At 41.4% G+C, this 15,563-nt stretch carries 19 protein-coding genes; 10 read left to right on the top strand and 9 right to left on the bottom strand.

The window, feature by feature from the left end; translation table 11 throughout:
* Positions 1–29 precede the first annotated feature (29 nt).
* The 4 genes from NSU05_RS16030 (at position 30) to pdeH (ending at position 3,930) form a co-directional block, all read left to right on the top strand.
* Positions 30–428 carry a YueI family protein gene (locus NSU05_RS16030; protein WP_015251331.1) on the top strand — a complete coding sequence of 133 codons (399 nt, stop codon included), beginning with the start codon at positions 30–32 and terminating at the stop codon, positions 426–428.
* A gap of 96 nt (positions 429–524) precedes the next feature.
* Positions 525–1,076 (top strand): isochorismatase family cysteine hydrolase, encoded by a 552-nt coding sequence (locus tag NSU05_RS16025; protein WP_014477836.1) that lies wholly within the window; start codon positions 525–527, stop codon positions 1,074–1,076.
* A 15-nt stretch (positions 1,077–1,091) separates the two neighbouring features.
* Entirely contained in the window at positions 1,092–2,564 is a 1,473-nt protein-coding gene (locus NSU05_RS16020; protein ID WP_003228788.1) for a nicotinate phosphoribosyltransferase, read from the top strand.
* Between the two features lie 136 nt (positions 2,565–2,700).
* The gene (gene pdeH / locus NSU05_RS16015) at positions 2,701–3,930 is read left to right on the top strand and encodes a cyclic di-GMP phosphodiesterase (RefSeq protein ID WP_003243525.1); all 1,230 of its coding nucleotides are present in this window, start codon (positions 2,701–2,703) and stop codon (positions 3,928–3,930) included.
* Here the strand turns inward: pdeH and NSU05_RS16010 are convergent.
* A complete protein-coding gene (locus NSU05_RS16010; RefSeq protein ID WP_014477834.1) occupies positions 3,906–4,274 on the bottom strand; it encodes a hypothetical protein in 369 nt (122 codons plus the stop codon). The two genes, pdeH and NSU05_RS16010, sit on opposite strands and share 25 nt — an antisense overlap.
* A gap of 113 nt (positions 4,275–4,387) precedes the next feature.
* Positions 4,388–4,513 (bottom strand): hypothetical protein, encoded by a 126-nt coding sequence (locus NSU05_RS16005; protein ID WP_003228793.1) that lies wholly within the window; start codon positions 4,511–4,513, stop codon positions 4,388–4,390.
* A gap of 221 nt (positions 4,514–4,734) precedes the next feature.
* Between NSU05_RS16005 and degQ the strand changes: the two genes are divergently transcribed.
* The 6 genes from degQ (at position 4,735) to NSU05_RS15975 (ending at position 9,598) form a co-directional block, all read left to right on the top strand.
* Complete coding sequence (gene degQ / locus NSU05_RS16000) at positions 4,735–4,875, top strand: degradation enzyme regulation protein DegQ (protein ID WP_003220708.1); 141 nt, start codon at positions 4,735–4,737, stop codon at positions 4,873–4,875.
* A gap of 184 nt (positions 4,876–5,059) precedes the next feature.
* Positions 5,060–5,923 (top strand): polyprenyl synthetase family protein, encoded by an 864-nt coding sequence (locus NSU05_RS15995; RefSeq protein ID WP_032722437.1) that lies wholly within the window; start codon positions 5,060–5,062, stop codon positions 5,921–5,923.
* A 1-nt stretch (position 5,924) separates the two neighbouring features.
* A complete protein-coding gene (gene comX / locus NSU05_RS15990; RefSeq protein WP_014480704.1) occupies positions 5,925–6,146 on the top strand; it encodes a competence pheromone ComX in 222 nt (73 codons plus the stop codon).
* Between the two features lie 15 nt (positions 6,147–6,161).
* Complete coding sequence (locus NSU05_RS15985) at positions 6,162–8,474, top strand: histidine kinase (RefSeq protein WP_032722435.1); 2,313 nt, start codon at positions 6,162–6,164, stop codon at positions 8,472–8,474.
* 80 nt (positions 8,475–8,554) lie between these two features.
* Positions 8,555–9,199, top strand: coding sequence for a two-component system response regulator ComA (comA, locus tag NSU05_RS15980; RefSeq protein WP_003220716.1), 645 nt, complete (start codon positions 8,555–8,557; stop codon positions 9,197–9,199).
* A gap of 18 nt (positions 9,200–9,217) precedes the next feature.
* Entirely contained in the window at positions 9,218–9,598 is a 381-nt protein-coding gene (locus NSU05_RS15975) for a hotdog fold thioesterase (protein WP_003228810.1), read from the top strand.
* 38 nt (positions 9,599–9,636) lie between these two features.
* Here NSU05_RS15975 and mnhG read toward each other — a convergent pair whose 3' ends face one another.
* The 7 genes from mnhG to NSU05_RS15940 are packed head-to-tail and all read right to left on the bottom strand — an operon-like array spanning position 9,637 to position 15,405.
* Positions 9,637–10,011, bottom strand: a complete 375-nt coding sequence (mnhG, locus tag NSU05_RS15970) for a monovalent cation/H(+) antiporter subunit G (protein ID WP_003244302.1) — start codon at positions 10,009–10,011, stop codon at positions 9,637–9,639.
* The gene (locus NSU05_RS15965) at positions 9,995–10,279 is read right to left on the bottom strand and encodes a Na(+)/H(+) antiporter subunit F1 (RefSeq protein ID WP_003228814.1); all 285 of its coding nucleotides are present in this window, start codon (positions 10,277–10,279) and stop codon (positions 9,995–9,997) included. Before NSU05_RS15965 ends, mnhG begins: the two co-directional genes overlap by 17 nt.
* Positions 10,279–10,755: a Na+/H+ antiporter subunit E gene (locus NSU05_RS15960; protein ID WP_003228815.1), complete on the bottom strand. Its 477-nt coding sequence runs from the start codon at positions 10,753–10,755 to the stop codon at positions 10,279–10,281. The genes NSU05_RS15965 and NSU05_RS15960 overlap by 1 nt, the downstream gene beginning before the upstream one ends.
* Before the next feature lie 5 nt (positions 10,756–10,760).
* On the bottom strand, positions 10,761–12,242 hold the full coding sequence (locus tag NSU05_RS15955; protein ID WP_038429539.1) for a Na+/H+ antiporter subunit D: 1,482 nt from the start codon (positions 12,240–12,242) through the stop codon (positions 10,761–10,763).
* A complete protein-coding gene (locus NSU05_RS15950; RefSeq protein WP_003220730.1) occupies positions 12,235–12,576 on the bottom strand; it encodes a Na(+)/H(+) antiporter subunit C in 342 nt (113 codons plus the stop codon). Before NSU05_RS15950 ends, NSU05_RS15955 begins: the two co-directional genes overlap by 8 nt.
* Complete coding sequence (locus NSU05_RS15945; protein ID WP_038429537.1) at positions 12,576–13,007, bottom strand: Na(+)/H(+) antiporter subunit B; 432 nt, start codon at positions 13,005–13,007, stop codon at positions 12,576–12,578. The genes NSU05_RS15950 and NSU05_RS15945 overlap by 1 nt, the downstream gene beginning before the upstream one ends.
* On the bottom strand, positions 13,000–15,405 hold the full coding sequence (locus tag NSU05_RS15940) for a Na+/H+ antiporter subunit A (protein ID WP_038429536.1): 2,406 nt from the start codon (positions 15,403–15,405) through the stop codon (positions 13,000–13,002). Before NSU05_RS15940 ends, NSU05_RS15945 begins: the two co-directional genes overlap by 8 nt.
* Positions 15,406–15,563: the final 158 nt, after the last annotated feature.

The raw sequence follows: 15,563 nt of genomic DNA, 5'->3' as shown, positions 1-15,563 counted from the left end.
GAAGACAAACAAGACGGGAGGACAGGCTTTTGAGTGAAGATAAAATGGATCTCTATTTGCAGCAAGGAATGTATGGGCCTTTGGAGACAAAGCCTGACGAGCGCCACTTGTTTTTAGGTTCTCTAAGAGAAAGAGTCGTTTTGGCACTGACGAAAGGACAGGTGCTTAGAAGCAAACCGTATAAAGAGGCGGAGCACGAGCTGAAAAACAGCCATAACGTCACCCTTTTGATTAATGGAGAGCTTCAGTATCAGTCTTACTCTCCTTATATCCAAATGGCGAACCGGTACGGAGTGCCCTTCAAGATTGTATCTGATCTTCAGTTTCATACGCCTTTAGGCATCGTCATTGCGGCTGACATCGCTGTGAATCGTGAATTGATATATATTCAGGACGACATTTATAATCGGTCAGTGCTGAAATCTTAAGAGACAAACGGACCGTTTGTCTTTTTGTTCATGGCAATTCACTTACAACTGGAGATAAGATATAATGTTCTCATACTGATGGCGGGGAGGCCGGCTATGAAAAAAGCACTTATTTGTATTGATTATACGAATGATTTTGTGGCGAGTGACGGAAAATTGACCTGCGGGGAGCCCGGCAGAATGATTGAAGAGGCGATCGTCAATTTAACTGAAGAATTCATCACAAACGGTGATTACGTCGTATTAGCAGTAGATTCTCATGATGAAGGGGATCAATATCACCCTGAAACCCGTCTTTTTCCTCCGCATAATATAAAAGGCACGGAAGGAAAAGATCTGTACGGAAAGCTTTTGCCTCTATATCAGAAACATGAACATGAGCCTAATGTTTACTACATGGAAAAAACGAGATATTCTGCTTTTGCGGGAACTGATTTAGAGCTCAAACTCAGAGAGCGGCAGATTGGCGAACTGCACCTTGCCGGTGTCTGCACAGATATTTGTGTGTTGCATACAGCTGTTGACGCATACAACAAAGGTTTTCGGATTGTTGTGCATAAACAAGCTGTCGCCAGCTTTAATCAGGAGGGGCACGCATGGGCTCTTTCCCATTTTGCAAACAGCATCGGAGCGCAAGTGGCAGAGTAAGGAAGGGGAAAAACAGTGTTAGAGTACGGATTTAAAGATGACAGCCTGTCATTACATACAGACCTTTATCAGATCAATATGGCGGAAACGTACTGGAGAGACGGCATTCATGAAAAGAAAGCGATTTTTGAGCTGTTTTTCAGAAGGCTTCCGTTTGAAAATGGCTATGCCGTATTTGCGGGCTTGGAAAAAGCCATTGAATACTTGGAAAATTTCAAGTTTACGGATAGCGATTTGAGTTATTTACAGGATGAACTCGGGTATCATGAAGATTTTATTGAATATTTGCGCGGCTTATCTTTTACAGGTTCACTTTACTCCATGAAAGAAGGAGAGCTCGTTTTTAACAATGAGCCGATTATGAGGGTGGAGGCACCCCTGGTAGAAGCGCAGCTGATTGAAACAGCTTTGCTCAACATTGTGAACTATCAAACATTAATTGCAACAAAGGCTGCCCGGATTAAAGGCGTCATTGGTGATGAAGTTGCGCTTGAATTCGGAACAAGACGGGCGCACGAAATGGATGCGGCCATGTGGGGAGCGAGAGCAGCCTTAATCGGCGGCTTTAGCGCGACAAGCAATGTAAGAGCCGGAAAGCGCTTTAACATCCCGGTTTCCGGCACACATGCGCATGCGCTTGTGCAGGCTTACCGCGATGAATATACAGCTTTCAAAAAATACGCGGAAACACATAAGGATTGCGTCTTCTTAGTTGACACGTATGACACGCTTCGTTCAGGCATGCCGAACGCGATTAGGGTTGCCAAGGAATTCGGCGACCGCATTAATTTCATTGGCATCCGTCTGGACAGCGGCGATTTGGCGTACCTGTCAAAAAAAGCCCGGAAAATGCTTGATGAAGCAGGATTTACAGATGCGAAGGTGATTGCTTCAAGCGATTTGGATGAGCACACCATTATGAATTTAAAGGCTCAGGGAGCGCGCATTGATGTCTGGGGTGTCGGTACGAAGCTGATCACTGCCTATGACCAGCCGGCTCTCGGCGCAGTTTATAAACTCGTTGCCATTGAAGAAGATGGGAAAATGGTTGACACGATCAAAATTTCGTCCAATCCTGAAAAAGTGACGACACCGGGCAGAAAGAAAGTCTACCGCATTATTAATCAGTCCAACCATCATTCTGAAGGCGACTATATTGCGCTTTATGATGAGCAGGTGAATGATCAGAAGCGGCTCAGAATGTTCCACCCGGTTCATACATTCATCAGCAAATTTGTCACGAATTTTTATGCGAAGGATCTTCATGAGCTGATTTTTGAGAAGGGTATTCTTTGCTACCAAAACCCTGAGATTTCAGACATACAGCAGTATGTGCAGGATAACCTCAGCCTGCTTTGGGAGGAATATAAGAGAATCAGCAAGCCGGAGGAATACCCGGTTGATTTAAGCGAGGACTGCTGGAGCAATAAAATGCAGCGGATCCACGAAGTGAAAAGCAGAATTGAAGAAGAGCTTGAGGAAGAATAAAGAAAAACTGGCCTTTCATTCGCGAAGGGCCAGTTTTCTTTATGTATATATTATTTTTCATGTTTAGACAATTTTCGTCAAATTATTTGATATACTTAGGGGTGAAAGCCGCGCGTATTGTAAGGGGGATAAATCAATGAGGGTGTTTGTTGCAAGACAGCCTATTTTTAATAGAAAAGAACAGGTTGTTGCTTATGAACTGCTGTATAGAGAAAGCGAAGAGAACGTGTATAGCGCTAAAGACGGCGATCAGGCAACAACAGATTTGGTGATCAACAGCTTTTTAAACATCGGAATTGAGAAGCTGACGGAAGGGAAACGCTGTTTTGTTAATTTTACGGAAAGCCTGATGTTTTCGAATCTTCCCACCTCCTTCAATCCGAAACAGCTTGTCATTGAAATCCTTGAAGATATACCGATCACGCCGGCCCTCATTTCTAGATGCAAAGAATTGAAAAAAATGGGGTATATGCTGGCGCTTGATGATTTTTATGCAATAAATCCGCAAGATGAGGACTTACTGGAAAAACTCATGAGCTATATTGATATATTGAAAATTGATTTTCTCAAAACAACACGAATGGAACGCAGAACAATTTTGCAAACCTACGGCTGCCGCGGCCTGATTTTTTTAGCGGAAAAAGTAGAGACCCGAAAAGAATATAAACAGGCGGTCCAAGACGGCTTTCAATTATTCCAAGGCTACTTTTTCAGCGAGCCGCGCATCATCAGCGGGCATGACCTATCGACTCATTTCTATTCTTACTATGAACTGCTTAACGAACTGAGTAAAGAGCAGCCTAACATAAAGCGTGTGACAGAGTACATAGAGCGGGATTTATCACTGTCCTATCAAATTTTAAAATTTTTAAACTCATCCCACAGCCGTTTGAGCCAGAAAATTGAAAGCATTCAACAGGCCATTATGCTGCTGGGATTTAATGAAATCAAACGGTGGATATATATTCTTTCCTTTAAGGATTTAAGCAGGAAAGGGCATTCCAGCAAGCACGAAATCATTAAGATTTCTCTGATAAGAGCAAAGCTTTGCGAACTGCTGGCGAGAAAGACATCCCGGCCGCAGCCAGCTTCTTATATGCTGATCGGAATGTTTTCTCTCATAGACACCCTCCTGCATAGAGAAATAGAGGAAATTGTTCAAGAATTGCCTTTAAAAGATGAAGTCGGGCAAGCATTATTAGGCCATCAAAACGACTACTACCAAATGCTTGAGCTTGTGAAATTAATTGAAAGCAACAACTGGGACACTTGCTCGGAATTAGGCAATCAACTCGACAAAGAAGAAGCGTATGAATGTTATCTTGAGGCTCTGGAATGGTGTCATAATCTTATGGACGCAAAATGATTGCGGTCCTCTGACCACCGCAAAGCAAGAATGATTCGGCTTTGCGTTCCGATAAGGCTGATATAGATGCCGTCGGGATTAAAGACCGTATCCACTTCATGCCGGACGCCCATTTGTTTGATCAGGCGCTTGATGGTTTGTTTATCGGACTGCTCGGCTGCGGTCAGAATGCGGCGCGAGAGCTCCCGCGAGCCCGCAATGCGGCCGAGAACGAGCTGGGCATCCGCAAATATCCCTGCGGCCTGCCTCGCTGAACGGATAAAGGTATCAATATTGTTGGCAGGAGCGGGCGGACGGCGTACCTCATACGGATACACGTAAAACCAGGGATAACGATATCTCATGGGAGCACCTCGCAAAAAAGGATGTTTCTATATGTATAGATCCCTAATTGCCGAATATGACAAAGCGAAAAGGCCACAACTTTAGCGTTGCGGTCTTTTTCGGTGTTTGTCGGTCAGGAAACGCCAAGAATCGCATATTCAATTTTGAAAATACGGTATGAAGGACTATAGTCTTGCTTAGTGAAAATGCGAAACCCGTTAAAATCAAGGAGATTAAGAATCTTTCTCAATTTCAGCACATATAAACGCTCTTTCACATAGAAAGATAGTCCCGTTCTTGTTGTGATTCCTTTGAGTATAAGGACCTATTTAGATTTGCGGTGTCACGCAGGACTTTTTTGTATACTTTTCGGTGAAAAATAAGCCGAAAGCAGATACACTATTAGTAACAGATCAAATACCTAGGACTCGTTCACCATACACAATTCATTGATCTTTCAAAAAAAGGAGTGTGGAAACGATGGAAAAGAAACTTGAAGAAGTAAAACAATTGTTATTCCGACTCGAACTTGATATTAAAGAAACGACAGATTCATTACGAAACATTAACAAAAGCATTGATCAACTCGATAAATACAATTATGCAATGAAAATTTCGTGAAAAAGACTTGGAAACAAGTCTTTTTTTTCGTTCTACCGATACAATAAATGGATAAAGTATTATATGATTGTTAAAAAACGAAAAACCTGCTGTCCTTTAAATGTCCCATTTAGTAAAATGGAATGGGAGGGGGGAAGTCGTTATTGAGCAGATATGTTTAGATTCTGTCCGGATCAAGGAGAAAATGAAGGAGATTGTGGATGAAAATATTTTAAATGAGGACTTAAAAGTGAAGCTCATTTCTTTTATCAAAGAAAAAAAACAATTTTCATTTGCAGAACTGGCTTATTACCATTACATAGCATTTGATGGAAAAAACGACAAAGCAATTGAGTTATTGGCGTCAGGTATAGAACTTTTAATTTTATCTGCGGACATTTTTGACGATATTGAGGATAAGGACAATCTTCAGGCTTCTTGGATGAAATTAGATCCTTCTATAGCAACTAACGCAGCTACCGCACTTTATACATTAAGTCTGCAAGTAATAGGTTCAGTCTCAAATCATCCAAAACTTTTAAGCCTTACTTTGCAATATTCACTCCAATCTTTACAAGGACAACATGTAGATTTGAATTTAACAGCCTCATCAGAATCAGAGTATATTGAAATGATTAAACTTAAGTCGGGTTCTCTGGTAACATTGCCCAGTATTCTTGGTGTATATCTGGCAACTGGAGAATATAATGAAACAGTTGAGGAGTATTCACGTTATTTAGGTATAGTCGAGCAAATTGCAAATGATCACTATGGACTTTATTACCCTAACAATAATGACTTCAAAACTAGACATACGCTTGCCTTCAATTATCTTAAAAATAAATTTAACCAATCATCAATTGACTTATTAAATTTTTATGCGCAAGAAAATCATATGATAAATAATTTGGAAGATTTGAAGGGAAAGTTAAGAGAATCAGGTGTAATACAATATTTGAATGTTATAAAAAATTTAGCAGTGGAAAATTTTAAGGAATCATTCAAAAAACTGAGATTAGATGAACAAAGAAAAAATAAATTACTTATTCAATTATTAAGGGGGATTTAATTTGAAACATATTGATAAAATCATTAGCCATCTAGTAAACAACCCGGAAGCGTTTGATCAATTTAAGAATGGGAACTTAACCTTGCTAAATATAAATGAAAAAGAAAAGAAAGCAATATTATACGCGTTTGAACAAGGAGAGGTGCCAAGAACAAGCAAGTGGCCTCCAATAGAAGCTATTAGTAATTTTTTTGAGGATGATAAAAGAAAAAGTTTGATTTAATTACGGGATGATGTGATGTACAGATATATTAACGTCTATAAATATTTGTCTCTAGTTTTTATCATTTTAAGTTTTATTTATGTTATATACCTCTCGTATAGCTTTGCTTTTAACATCTTCGTAGGTGCGGATGTAAAGATAAATGAACAGGGTAAGTTAGAGGTCACCAATGTTTTAGATTATACAGATGAATATTATTCAGGTGTGAAAAAGGGAGATATCATTCTTGAAGTAAATGGGGAGAAAGGCAGTGATATTCAATTAAAAAGTGGAAGATTGGTCAATGTAGAAAGTTTAATTGTTGAGAGAGATAATAAATCATTTCATTTACAAAATGTAAGCCTAATCAGTGAAGAAAATTTATTTATGTATCTCATTCCTGTAATATCTTATTCAATCTGTTTATTTTGTATATTTTTTATTTATAGAATAAATAAAGTAAGAAAATCAACTTCTGCTTATATTTTAATTTTATTTTTGTTATTTGTATCAGTAGCGTATGTAAGTGCATGTGGAGCAAGAAGAGGTGAAGAGATAAGCACTTATCTGCTTGTTCTTACTTTAGTCAGTTGTCCGGTGTTATATATTCATTTTATATATAAATACTTTATAGAATTAGGAACAAAGTTATTCGAAAAGAAGATTTTAATCATTATGTATATGCTCCCGCTAATAAATCTTTTATTAGAGGACGTTCTGAGTAATAGATTAAAATCTTCGGCTTTTTTGTCTAATCTGAATTTGATTTCATTTTTTGTCCTAGTTCTTACTGTATCGATTCTTATCCATAAAGGGATAAGAAAATTTAAACAAAAAGAGCAAAAGTCAATTTTGAAAGTCCTTGCTTATACAAATATCTTTTCTTTCAGTCCGTTTATTGTCTTTTTTGCTGTTCCATATGTGTTTTTCGAGAAGTATGTCTCACCTTTTAGTTTGGCTGCTTTTACACTTGTTATACCTTTTTCTTTAGTATATCAATTTATGACTAATAGACTTTATAATATCGACTTTGTTGTGGGGCGGCTTAAGTACTACGGTTTTTTAGCCATTACACCTACTATTATCGTAGTGACCATCTTTAATTACATTCAGCAACCAAAGGATATCTTTTATTTAGTTAAACTAACAATTGCAATATATGTTCTTATGTTTGCCGTTTTTTACTTTAAAGAAATCATTGATTTTCGTTTCAAGTTGAAAAGATTTACAGAGAAATTTAATTATCAAGATGGGATTTTTAAATTTACTCAGTTGATTAAGCAAGCATCATCAGTAGATCAAGTACTTAATCACTTTAAAAATACAATCCTAGAAGTATTAAACATAGATAATGCTTGCGTGTATGATAATTCTAAAGGGGAAATCACCCTTCTTAGTAAGAACAACTTTAAAGATCTGACTTATAAAAATCATGAGCAATATGTGAAAAATTTTTCTGGTGATATCGGTAAAATTAAAGAGTTTAAACAAGGTTTTATTATTAAAATAGGTGAACGAGGAGACAGATCATTTTTAGTACTCTGTTTCTCAAGTTATAATACTTTTAAGTTAACAAGGGATGAAATTGCATGGCTTCAAACATTAGCATTTTATACAAATGTCTCATTGGAAAACGTTATGAAAATCGAAGAATTGATGGTGCATCTTGAGGATTTAAAACAACAAGAATCCAACCCCGTATGGCTCAAAAAACTCATGTACACGATCGAGGAAAAACAACGCTCGGATCTCGCCCGCGATCTCCACGATTCGGTTCTTCAGGATTTGATTTCCTTAAAACGCCAGTGTGAGCTGTTTTTGGGTGATTTCAAGAAGGATGATAATCCGTGCCGTGAAGAGGTGCAGGACAAGCTTGTACAGATGAATGAGCAGATGTCTGATGTGATTTCGATGACGAGGGAGACGTGTCATGAGCTGCGGCCGCAGCTTCTGTATGATCTTGGGCTGGTCAAGGCGCTGTCGAAGCTGGTGGCGCAGCAGCAGGAGCGGGTTCCGTTTCATATTCGTTTAAATACCGGGAGATTTACGGCTTCCCTTGATCTGGATTCGCAGCTGAATTTGTACCGGATCATTCAAGAGTTTCTGTCTAATGCGGTCAAGCACTCTCAGGCGACGGATGTGCTGATTATGCTCATCAGTATTCAAAACAAAATCGTTCTTCATTATGAGGATGATGGCGTAGGGTTTGATCAGGAAAAGAATACTGAGCATTCCATGAGCATGGGGCTTTCTGGCATTAAGGAGAGAGTCAGGGCTTTAGATGGGCGCCTTCGGATTGAAACAAGTGAAGGAAAGGGCTTTAAGGCTGATATTGAAATCGAATTGTAATGGATTTATAACGGAAACGACTTGGCACAGGCCAAGTCTTTTTTATAAAATGGAAAAGAGTGAGTAAAAGGGAGGAAAACATGAAAAAGATACTAGTGATTGATGACCATCCGGCTGTCATGGAAGGCACCAAGACAATTTTGGAAACGGATTCGAATTTGTCTGTTGATTGTCTCAGTCCTGAACCGAGCGAACAGTTTATCAAGCAGCATGATTTCTCGTCATATGATCTCATTTTAATGGATCTGAATCTAGGCGGCGAGGTCAATGGGATGGAGCTTTCTAAACAGATTTTACAAGAGAATCCTCATTGTAAAATTATCGTGTATACCGGTTATGAGGTCGAGGATTATTTCGAGGAAGCGATTCGTGCGGGTCTGCACGGTGCCATCAGCAAAACGGAATCTAAAGAAAAGATCACCCAATACATATACCACGTACTCAACGGAGAAATTTTAGTCGATTTTGCTTACTTTAAACAGCTGATGACTCAGCAAAAAACAAAGCCGGCTCCTTCCTCTCAAAAAGAACAAGATGTGCTCACACCTAGAGAATGCCTGATTCTTCAAGAAGTTGAAAAGGGATTTACAAACCAAGAAATCGCAGATGCCCTTCATTTAAGCAAGCGGTCCATTGAATACAGCTTGACATCGATTTTCAATAAGCTGAATGTCGGTTCACGGACGGAAGCGGTTTTGATTGCGAAATCAGACGGTGTACTTTAAATGTTGGGGGGTGTAGAGATGGATATGAAGCACACATTGCTTGAAGCGCTTGGTATTGAGATTGTTGAAAACACAGCGGAACGATGCGTTGCGGTCATGCCGGTGGATCATCGGACGGTACAGCCGTTCGGATATTTGCATGGAGGCGCTTCAGTGGCCCTGGCGGAAACCGCGGCGAGCGCAGGTGCACAGAACCTGATTGATCATACAACGCAAGCTTGTGTCGGTTTGGAGATTAACGCCAACCATTTAAAATCTGTAAAGGAAGGAACGGTAAAGGCGATAGCCGAGCCCGTTCATATAGGCAGAACGACGATTGTCTATCATATTCACATATATGACGAGCAAGAGAGGCTGATCTGTATATCCAGATGCACGCTGGCTGTCATCAAGAAATAAAAAAACAGCCGGAACTCTGCCTGTCCGGCTGCTTATTTTTATAAATAAGAATCCTCTTTTCGTTTAATCACAAAGTTTCTGATTCCGTTATAGTCATCTTGCACACTTCTCTCATCAAGCTTGACGCCGGAGTTATACGCAGCACGGCAGATCAAGTGCCCGCCGATAGGCGACGTAATAAAGATAAAGAGAATTCCAAGCAGGATTTTAGCGGAGAGCTCCCCCGTCACAAACCACAAATAGAAGAAGACACCGAGCAGAATCATATTGACACCTAATGTTGAGCCTTTAGAAGCAGCATGAGCGCGTGTAAACACATCGGGAAGGCGAAGTACGCCAAATGAAGCAATGAGGCATATAAGAGCACCCAGCAAAATGAATACAGCCACAACGACCTTAGCGGTTTCGATCATTTTCGATAATCTCTCCTTTCTCCAGGAACTTGGAAAATGCGATCGTTCCGATAAACGATAAAATCCCCAGCAGCAAAATAATATCTAAAAACGCACTTGTTTTCAGCAAGATGGAGACAAGCGCCGTGATTGCGATCAGATTGATGCCGATTGCATCCAGAGCCACGACCCGGTCAGGCACAGTCGGCCCTTTAATGACACGAATGACATACAAAAAGGTAGACACTGCCATAATGCCGAGCGCGATTTGCAGGATCAGCGTAAACATCACCGGCTCACCTCCTGTATGGCTTTTTCAAATGACTCCCGAATATCAAAAATCGCTTTTTCCGCATCCTCGATATCCATTGCATGAATATAAAGTATTGTTCTGTCATCTGAAATATCCATCACCAAGGTTCCCGGCGTTAATGTAATGAGCAGAGAAAGCAGGGTGATTTCCCAGTCCTTCGTCAGTTCAGTTTTAAAAGCAAAAATACCCGGTCTGATATTCAGTTTTGGAGATAAGACTGATTTCATCACACTGACATTAGCAAGGTACAGTTCCTTTATAAAAATGAAACAGAGCTTGATGATAGAAATCAATTTCCATAGATAAAACTGGCGAGTGAAAAAGCGCCGGAAGAAAAAGAGAGAGAGCATTCCCAGAATATAGCCTGTAATGAATCCTGCGGCGCTTGGACTGTTGCTTAAGAACATCCAGCAAAAAGCGAGAAACACATTTAATAAAATTTGAAATGCCATGCGATCTACTCCTTCAGAACAGCTTCGATATATTTTTCCGGATTCAGCAGCGTCTCGGCCGCTTGATCAACGTAAGGCGACACCCATTCTGTACCCACCCCGAAGAGAAGAGACAGCAAGAGAAAAATAGCTGCCGGATAAAGAAGTCCTTTAGCTGTTCGATGATTTGGTTTTGGCGTTTCTTTTTCTTCGCCCCAAAACGCATGTATAAAGATCCTCAGCACAGAGTACAGTACGAGCAGACTCGAAAGCAGAATCAGCATGGATATCGTAAATTCACCTTCTGCGAAGCCGCCCTCCGCAATTTTAAATTTGCCGACAAATCCGCTCAGTGGCGGAATGCCTGCAAGAGAAATAGCAGAAATGAAAAACATCCATCCAAGAACAGGATAGCGTTTGATCAGCCCGCCCATTTTATGCAGGTTCGCAGTTCCAGTCAATGCGATCAGCGTACCCGCCAGCATAAACAAAGCGCCCTTAATCAGCATATCGTGTATCAGATAGTAGATCGCGCCCTGAATGGATGCGGGGGTGTGTACTGCCACACCGAACAAAATCACGCCGACAGCGGTAATAATGTTATAGATCACAATTTTCATGACATTCGAATAAGCGAGTGAACCGATGACACCAAAAATCACAGTCAGCGCCGCCAGCCAAATCATCAGCTGATGGGTAAAGGCTGTATCGTGAATAAAAATCAATGTGAAAACCCTCGCAATCGCATATAACCCGACTTTTGTCAGCAAAGCGCCGAACAACGCGGAGATTGCTGCCGGTGGCGCGTAATAAGAGCCTGGAAGCCAAAAGTAGAGGGGGAAGATTCCGCCCTTCATGCCAAATACCAAAAGCAGCAGGACACCAATCACAGTAATCAGCCCGGTTTGTCCTGATTCGCTGATTTTCACGCTAAGATCCGCCATGTTTAACGTGCCGGTTACAGCGTATAAAAAGCCGACCCCTATGACAAACAGGGCAGACGATACGATATTAAACACAATATATTTAAGGGATTCCCGCAGCTGAATTTTTGTGCCGCCTAATACAATGAGCATATAGGAAGCAATAAGCAGAAGCTCAAAAAATACATACATATTAAATAAATCGCCTGTTAAAAACGCTCCGCTGACGCCGGCAAGCAAGAACTGAACGCCGGAGTAGTAAAAGGAGCGCTCACGTTTTTCACCGACAGAACGGAAGGAATAAAGCCCAACCAATAAACCGATGACCGCTGTTGTGAGAACGAGAAGGCTGGCGAATTGGTCTGCGGCAAGCACAATGCCGTACGGCGCTTTCCATCCGCCTAGGCTGAGTGTCTGGATACCTTTTGTGAAGACAGTCTGTACAAGTATGCCGCTAATCACAATCCCGATGGCCGATGCCGCCGTGCTGAAGATTCTCATGAGCATAAGATTCTTCGTCATGAAAATCAGAAGAATAGCCGACAAAAGCGGGATCAGGATTGGCAAAATAACAAAATTATTCATGTTGATCATTTCCCCTCATTTGATCCATATCGTCCGATTTCAATTCCTGATAAGCGCGAAAGGCCATGACGAGTATGAATGACGTAACGCCAAAAGAAATGACAATTGCGGTCAAAATCAGGGCTTGCGGAAGCGGATCGACAAATGATTTGGCATGCTCGCTCAAAATCGGAGCAGCGCCTTTCTTTAATCCTCCCATAGTTAAAAGCATTAAATGAACGCCATGGCTTAACAGTGCTGTTCCGATAATGACGCGAAGCAGGCTTTTAGACAGCAGCAAATACGTGGCAGCCATAAAAATAATACCGGCTAATACAGCCATTAAGATTTCCATTATTCTTCCTCTCCAATCGTTTGAATAATGGTCATCGTTATGCCTACGACAACAAGATAAACGCCTAAATCAAATATCGTCGCTGTGGCGAGCTCCGTTTTCCCAAGGATCGGCAGCTGAAAGTATCCGAATGTGTGGGTTAAAAAAGGAAACCCAAAGACAAAGGAGCCAACGCCTGTTAATACAGCGAGCAGAAGGCCGGCTCCCGCGACATAAATGAAATTGACAGGCAAAAGGGAACGCACGGTTTTTAAATCATATGCCAGAAGCAAGAGAACGATGGAAGAGGACGTGATCAGTCCGCCGACAAAGCCTCCTCCGGGCGCGTTATGCCCTGATAAAAATAAATAGAAAGAGAAAAGCAAAATGATAAAGGATACAAGCTTTGTCGCGGTTTGAAGAATCAAGTCATTTGTTTTTTGTTCATTCACCGCTTTTCCCCTCCTCTTTTACTTTTGTTTTAATCATGCTGTAAATGCCGAGAGCGGCTATTGTTAATACCGTAATTTCAAACATTGTATCAAATCCCCTGAAATCAACAAGAATGACATTGACGACATTATCCCCTCCGCCGAGATCGTGGCTATGTTTGACAAAGAAGGACGCAATGCTGTCTTTTGTCCGCTGGCTTGAGGATGCGATACCGAGCAGAGTAACGATAACACCGACGCCTAAAGAAATGATAAAATTCGTCATCCGGAACGTTCTCGTTTTTGTTTTCAGCCTCAGTTTCGGCAAATGGTAGAAGCAAAGCAGAAACAGTGCCACAGAAATCGTTTCAATGACGAGCTGAGTCAATGCCAAGTCCGGCGCTCTGAAAATGACAAAAAACAATGCAAGCGTATAACCGACAACACCGAGTGCAATGATCGCCGTCAGTCTTGACCTAGCAAAAACAGTCGCCACTGTGGCGCTGATCATGACAAGCGTCAAAATGATTTCGTATACACCGATTTTAGCCATGCCTTCCGTTTTAAATGAAAATCCGCCTTTAATGGCAAAAGCTCCGCCTATCAGAATGATGAAACCAGCGAAGATATACAGCAAATAATCTCTTAAAAACCCGGTCATATATTGTTTTGTGATCCGGTAAGAGCCTTTCTCCATCAGAGTCAAAAGCTTATCGTATAACCGGTTGAGTGTGAGTTTCGAAGGAAACAGTTTATAGATTCCTTTCCACTTATTCAGCGACAAATAACCAATTGTTCCGATCACAACAATACCCGCAGTCATGAGCAATTCCGTTGTAATCCCATGCCACTGTGAAATGTGAACGTGGAATTTCTCATGGCCGGCAAGCAGTGTCGGATAGATTGAGTTCATCGCAGGCTCTATCAGGGTGTACGACAATATATTCGGGAAAAAGAAGAGACTGACAGCCAAAGCGACAAGAATGACCGGTGGTACGAGCATGCCGACAGGCGCTTCGTGAGCCTGTTTTTCAAGGTGTTCAGGCTGGTAATTTCCTCTGAATGTTTTAAACAGCAATTTCATGCTGTAGATAAACGTAAATACACTTCCGATCCAGGCGAAAAGAGGGAACAGAACGCCCCATGTCTGCACGTTGAACAGGTCAAAATGTGTCACGCGAAGCATGCTTGTGAAAAACATTTCTTTACTCAAAAATCCGTTAAACGGCGGTAGGCCGGCCATTGAAAATGTCCCGATTAAGGAAATGGTAAATGTAATCGGCATAATTGCCATCAGGCCGCCTAGCTTCCGGATATCCCGTGTGCCTGTTTCGTGATCGATAATCCCGACTGCCATAAACAAGCTTCCTTTAAAGGTTGCGTGGTTGATTAAATGGAAAATGGCAGCCATAGCGGCAACTGTATAATATTCTGTATGGCCGTAATGAAGGGCCGCGGCACTGACTCCGAGCATGGAGATGATCATGCCGAGCTGGCTGACGGTTGAAAACGCCAAAATCGATTTTAAATCAGTTTGTTTCACGGCATGGAATGAACCCCAAACCATCGTAAAGAGGCCAACGAGGGACACGATCCAAAACCACTGAGCTGAAAAGGCGAAAATAGGACTGAATCTCGCAATCACATAAATGCCGGCTTTTACCATAGTAGCTGAATGGAGATAAGCGCTGACAGGCGTCGGAGCTTCCATCGCGTCAGGGAGCCAGATGTAAAAAGGAAATTGCGCTGATTTCGTAAAAGCCCCTAATAAAATGAGAATCATAGCCGGGATAAACAATTCGTGGCCGGCAATTAATTGAACCTGGTGAACCATCTCTCGAATACTGAAGGAATCCGTTATCAAATAAAGGAGAATAAATCCGCCGAGCATGCACAGCCCGCCGCTGACCGTAATCAAAAGTGATTTGGCTGCGCCATAGCGCGACTTTTCCCGCTTATACCAATAGCCGATCAGCAAAAAGGATGAAAGGCTTGTAAGCTCCCAGAACATGTAGAGAACCATGACATTGTCTACTAGAACGACGCCGAGCATGGCGCCCATGAACATCAATAAGTAGACATAAAAGGGCCCAAGCTGTTCTTTTTCTTTCGATAAATAAAAAATGCTGTAAAGAGTGACCAAAGAGCCAATGCCTGTGATCAGTAAGGCGAATAATAACCCGAGGCCGTCTATATAAACGGTAAAGTTAATGCCGAGTGACGGAATCCACTCTAATACCGATCGAAGTGTTTCTCCAGATTGTGTCATCCTGATCATTGGGAGAAAGTATATAAATAGCAAGACGGGCAAGATCAACACAAACCAGCCCGTATGCACTCTTTTTGCGTATTTTGCCAAGAAGGGAATGATAAAAGCAAATAAAAAAGGCGATAAAATAGCAAGATGTAAGAGCTGCAAAGATAAGACCTCCTTTTCTCGTTCTCAATTGAAAAATGCGCTATGTATGAAATATACGGTCAAACGACCTAGTCCAAATTATATCGCACTTTTCTGCAAGCTGCCACGCTTCGAACTGCTGTAATGGGTTTTTATGAGTTCTTTTGACCTCAAAATAA

Origin of the sequence: Bacillus sp. EU52, assembly GCF_037964975.1 — a bacterium.
Lineage (GTDB): Bacteria > Bacillota > Bacilli > Bacillales > Bacillaceae > Bacillus > Bacillus subtilis.
The sequence above is the reverse complement of the archived record's forward strand: the minus strand, read 5'-3'. Positions and strand labels throughout refer to the sequence as shown.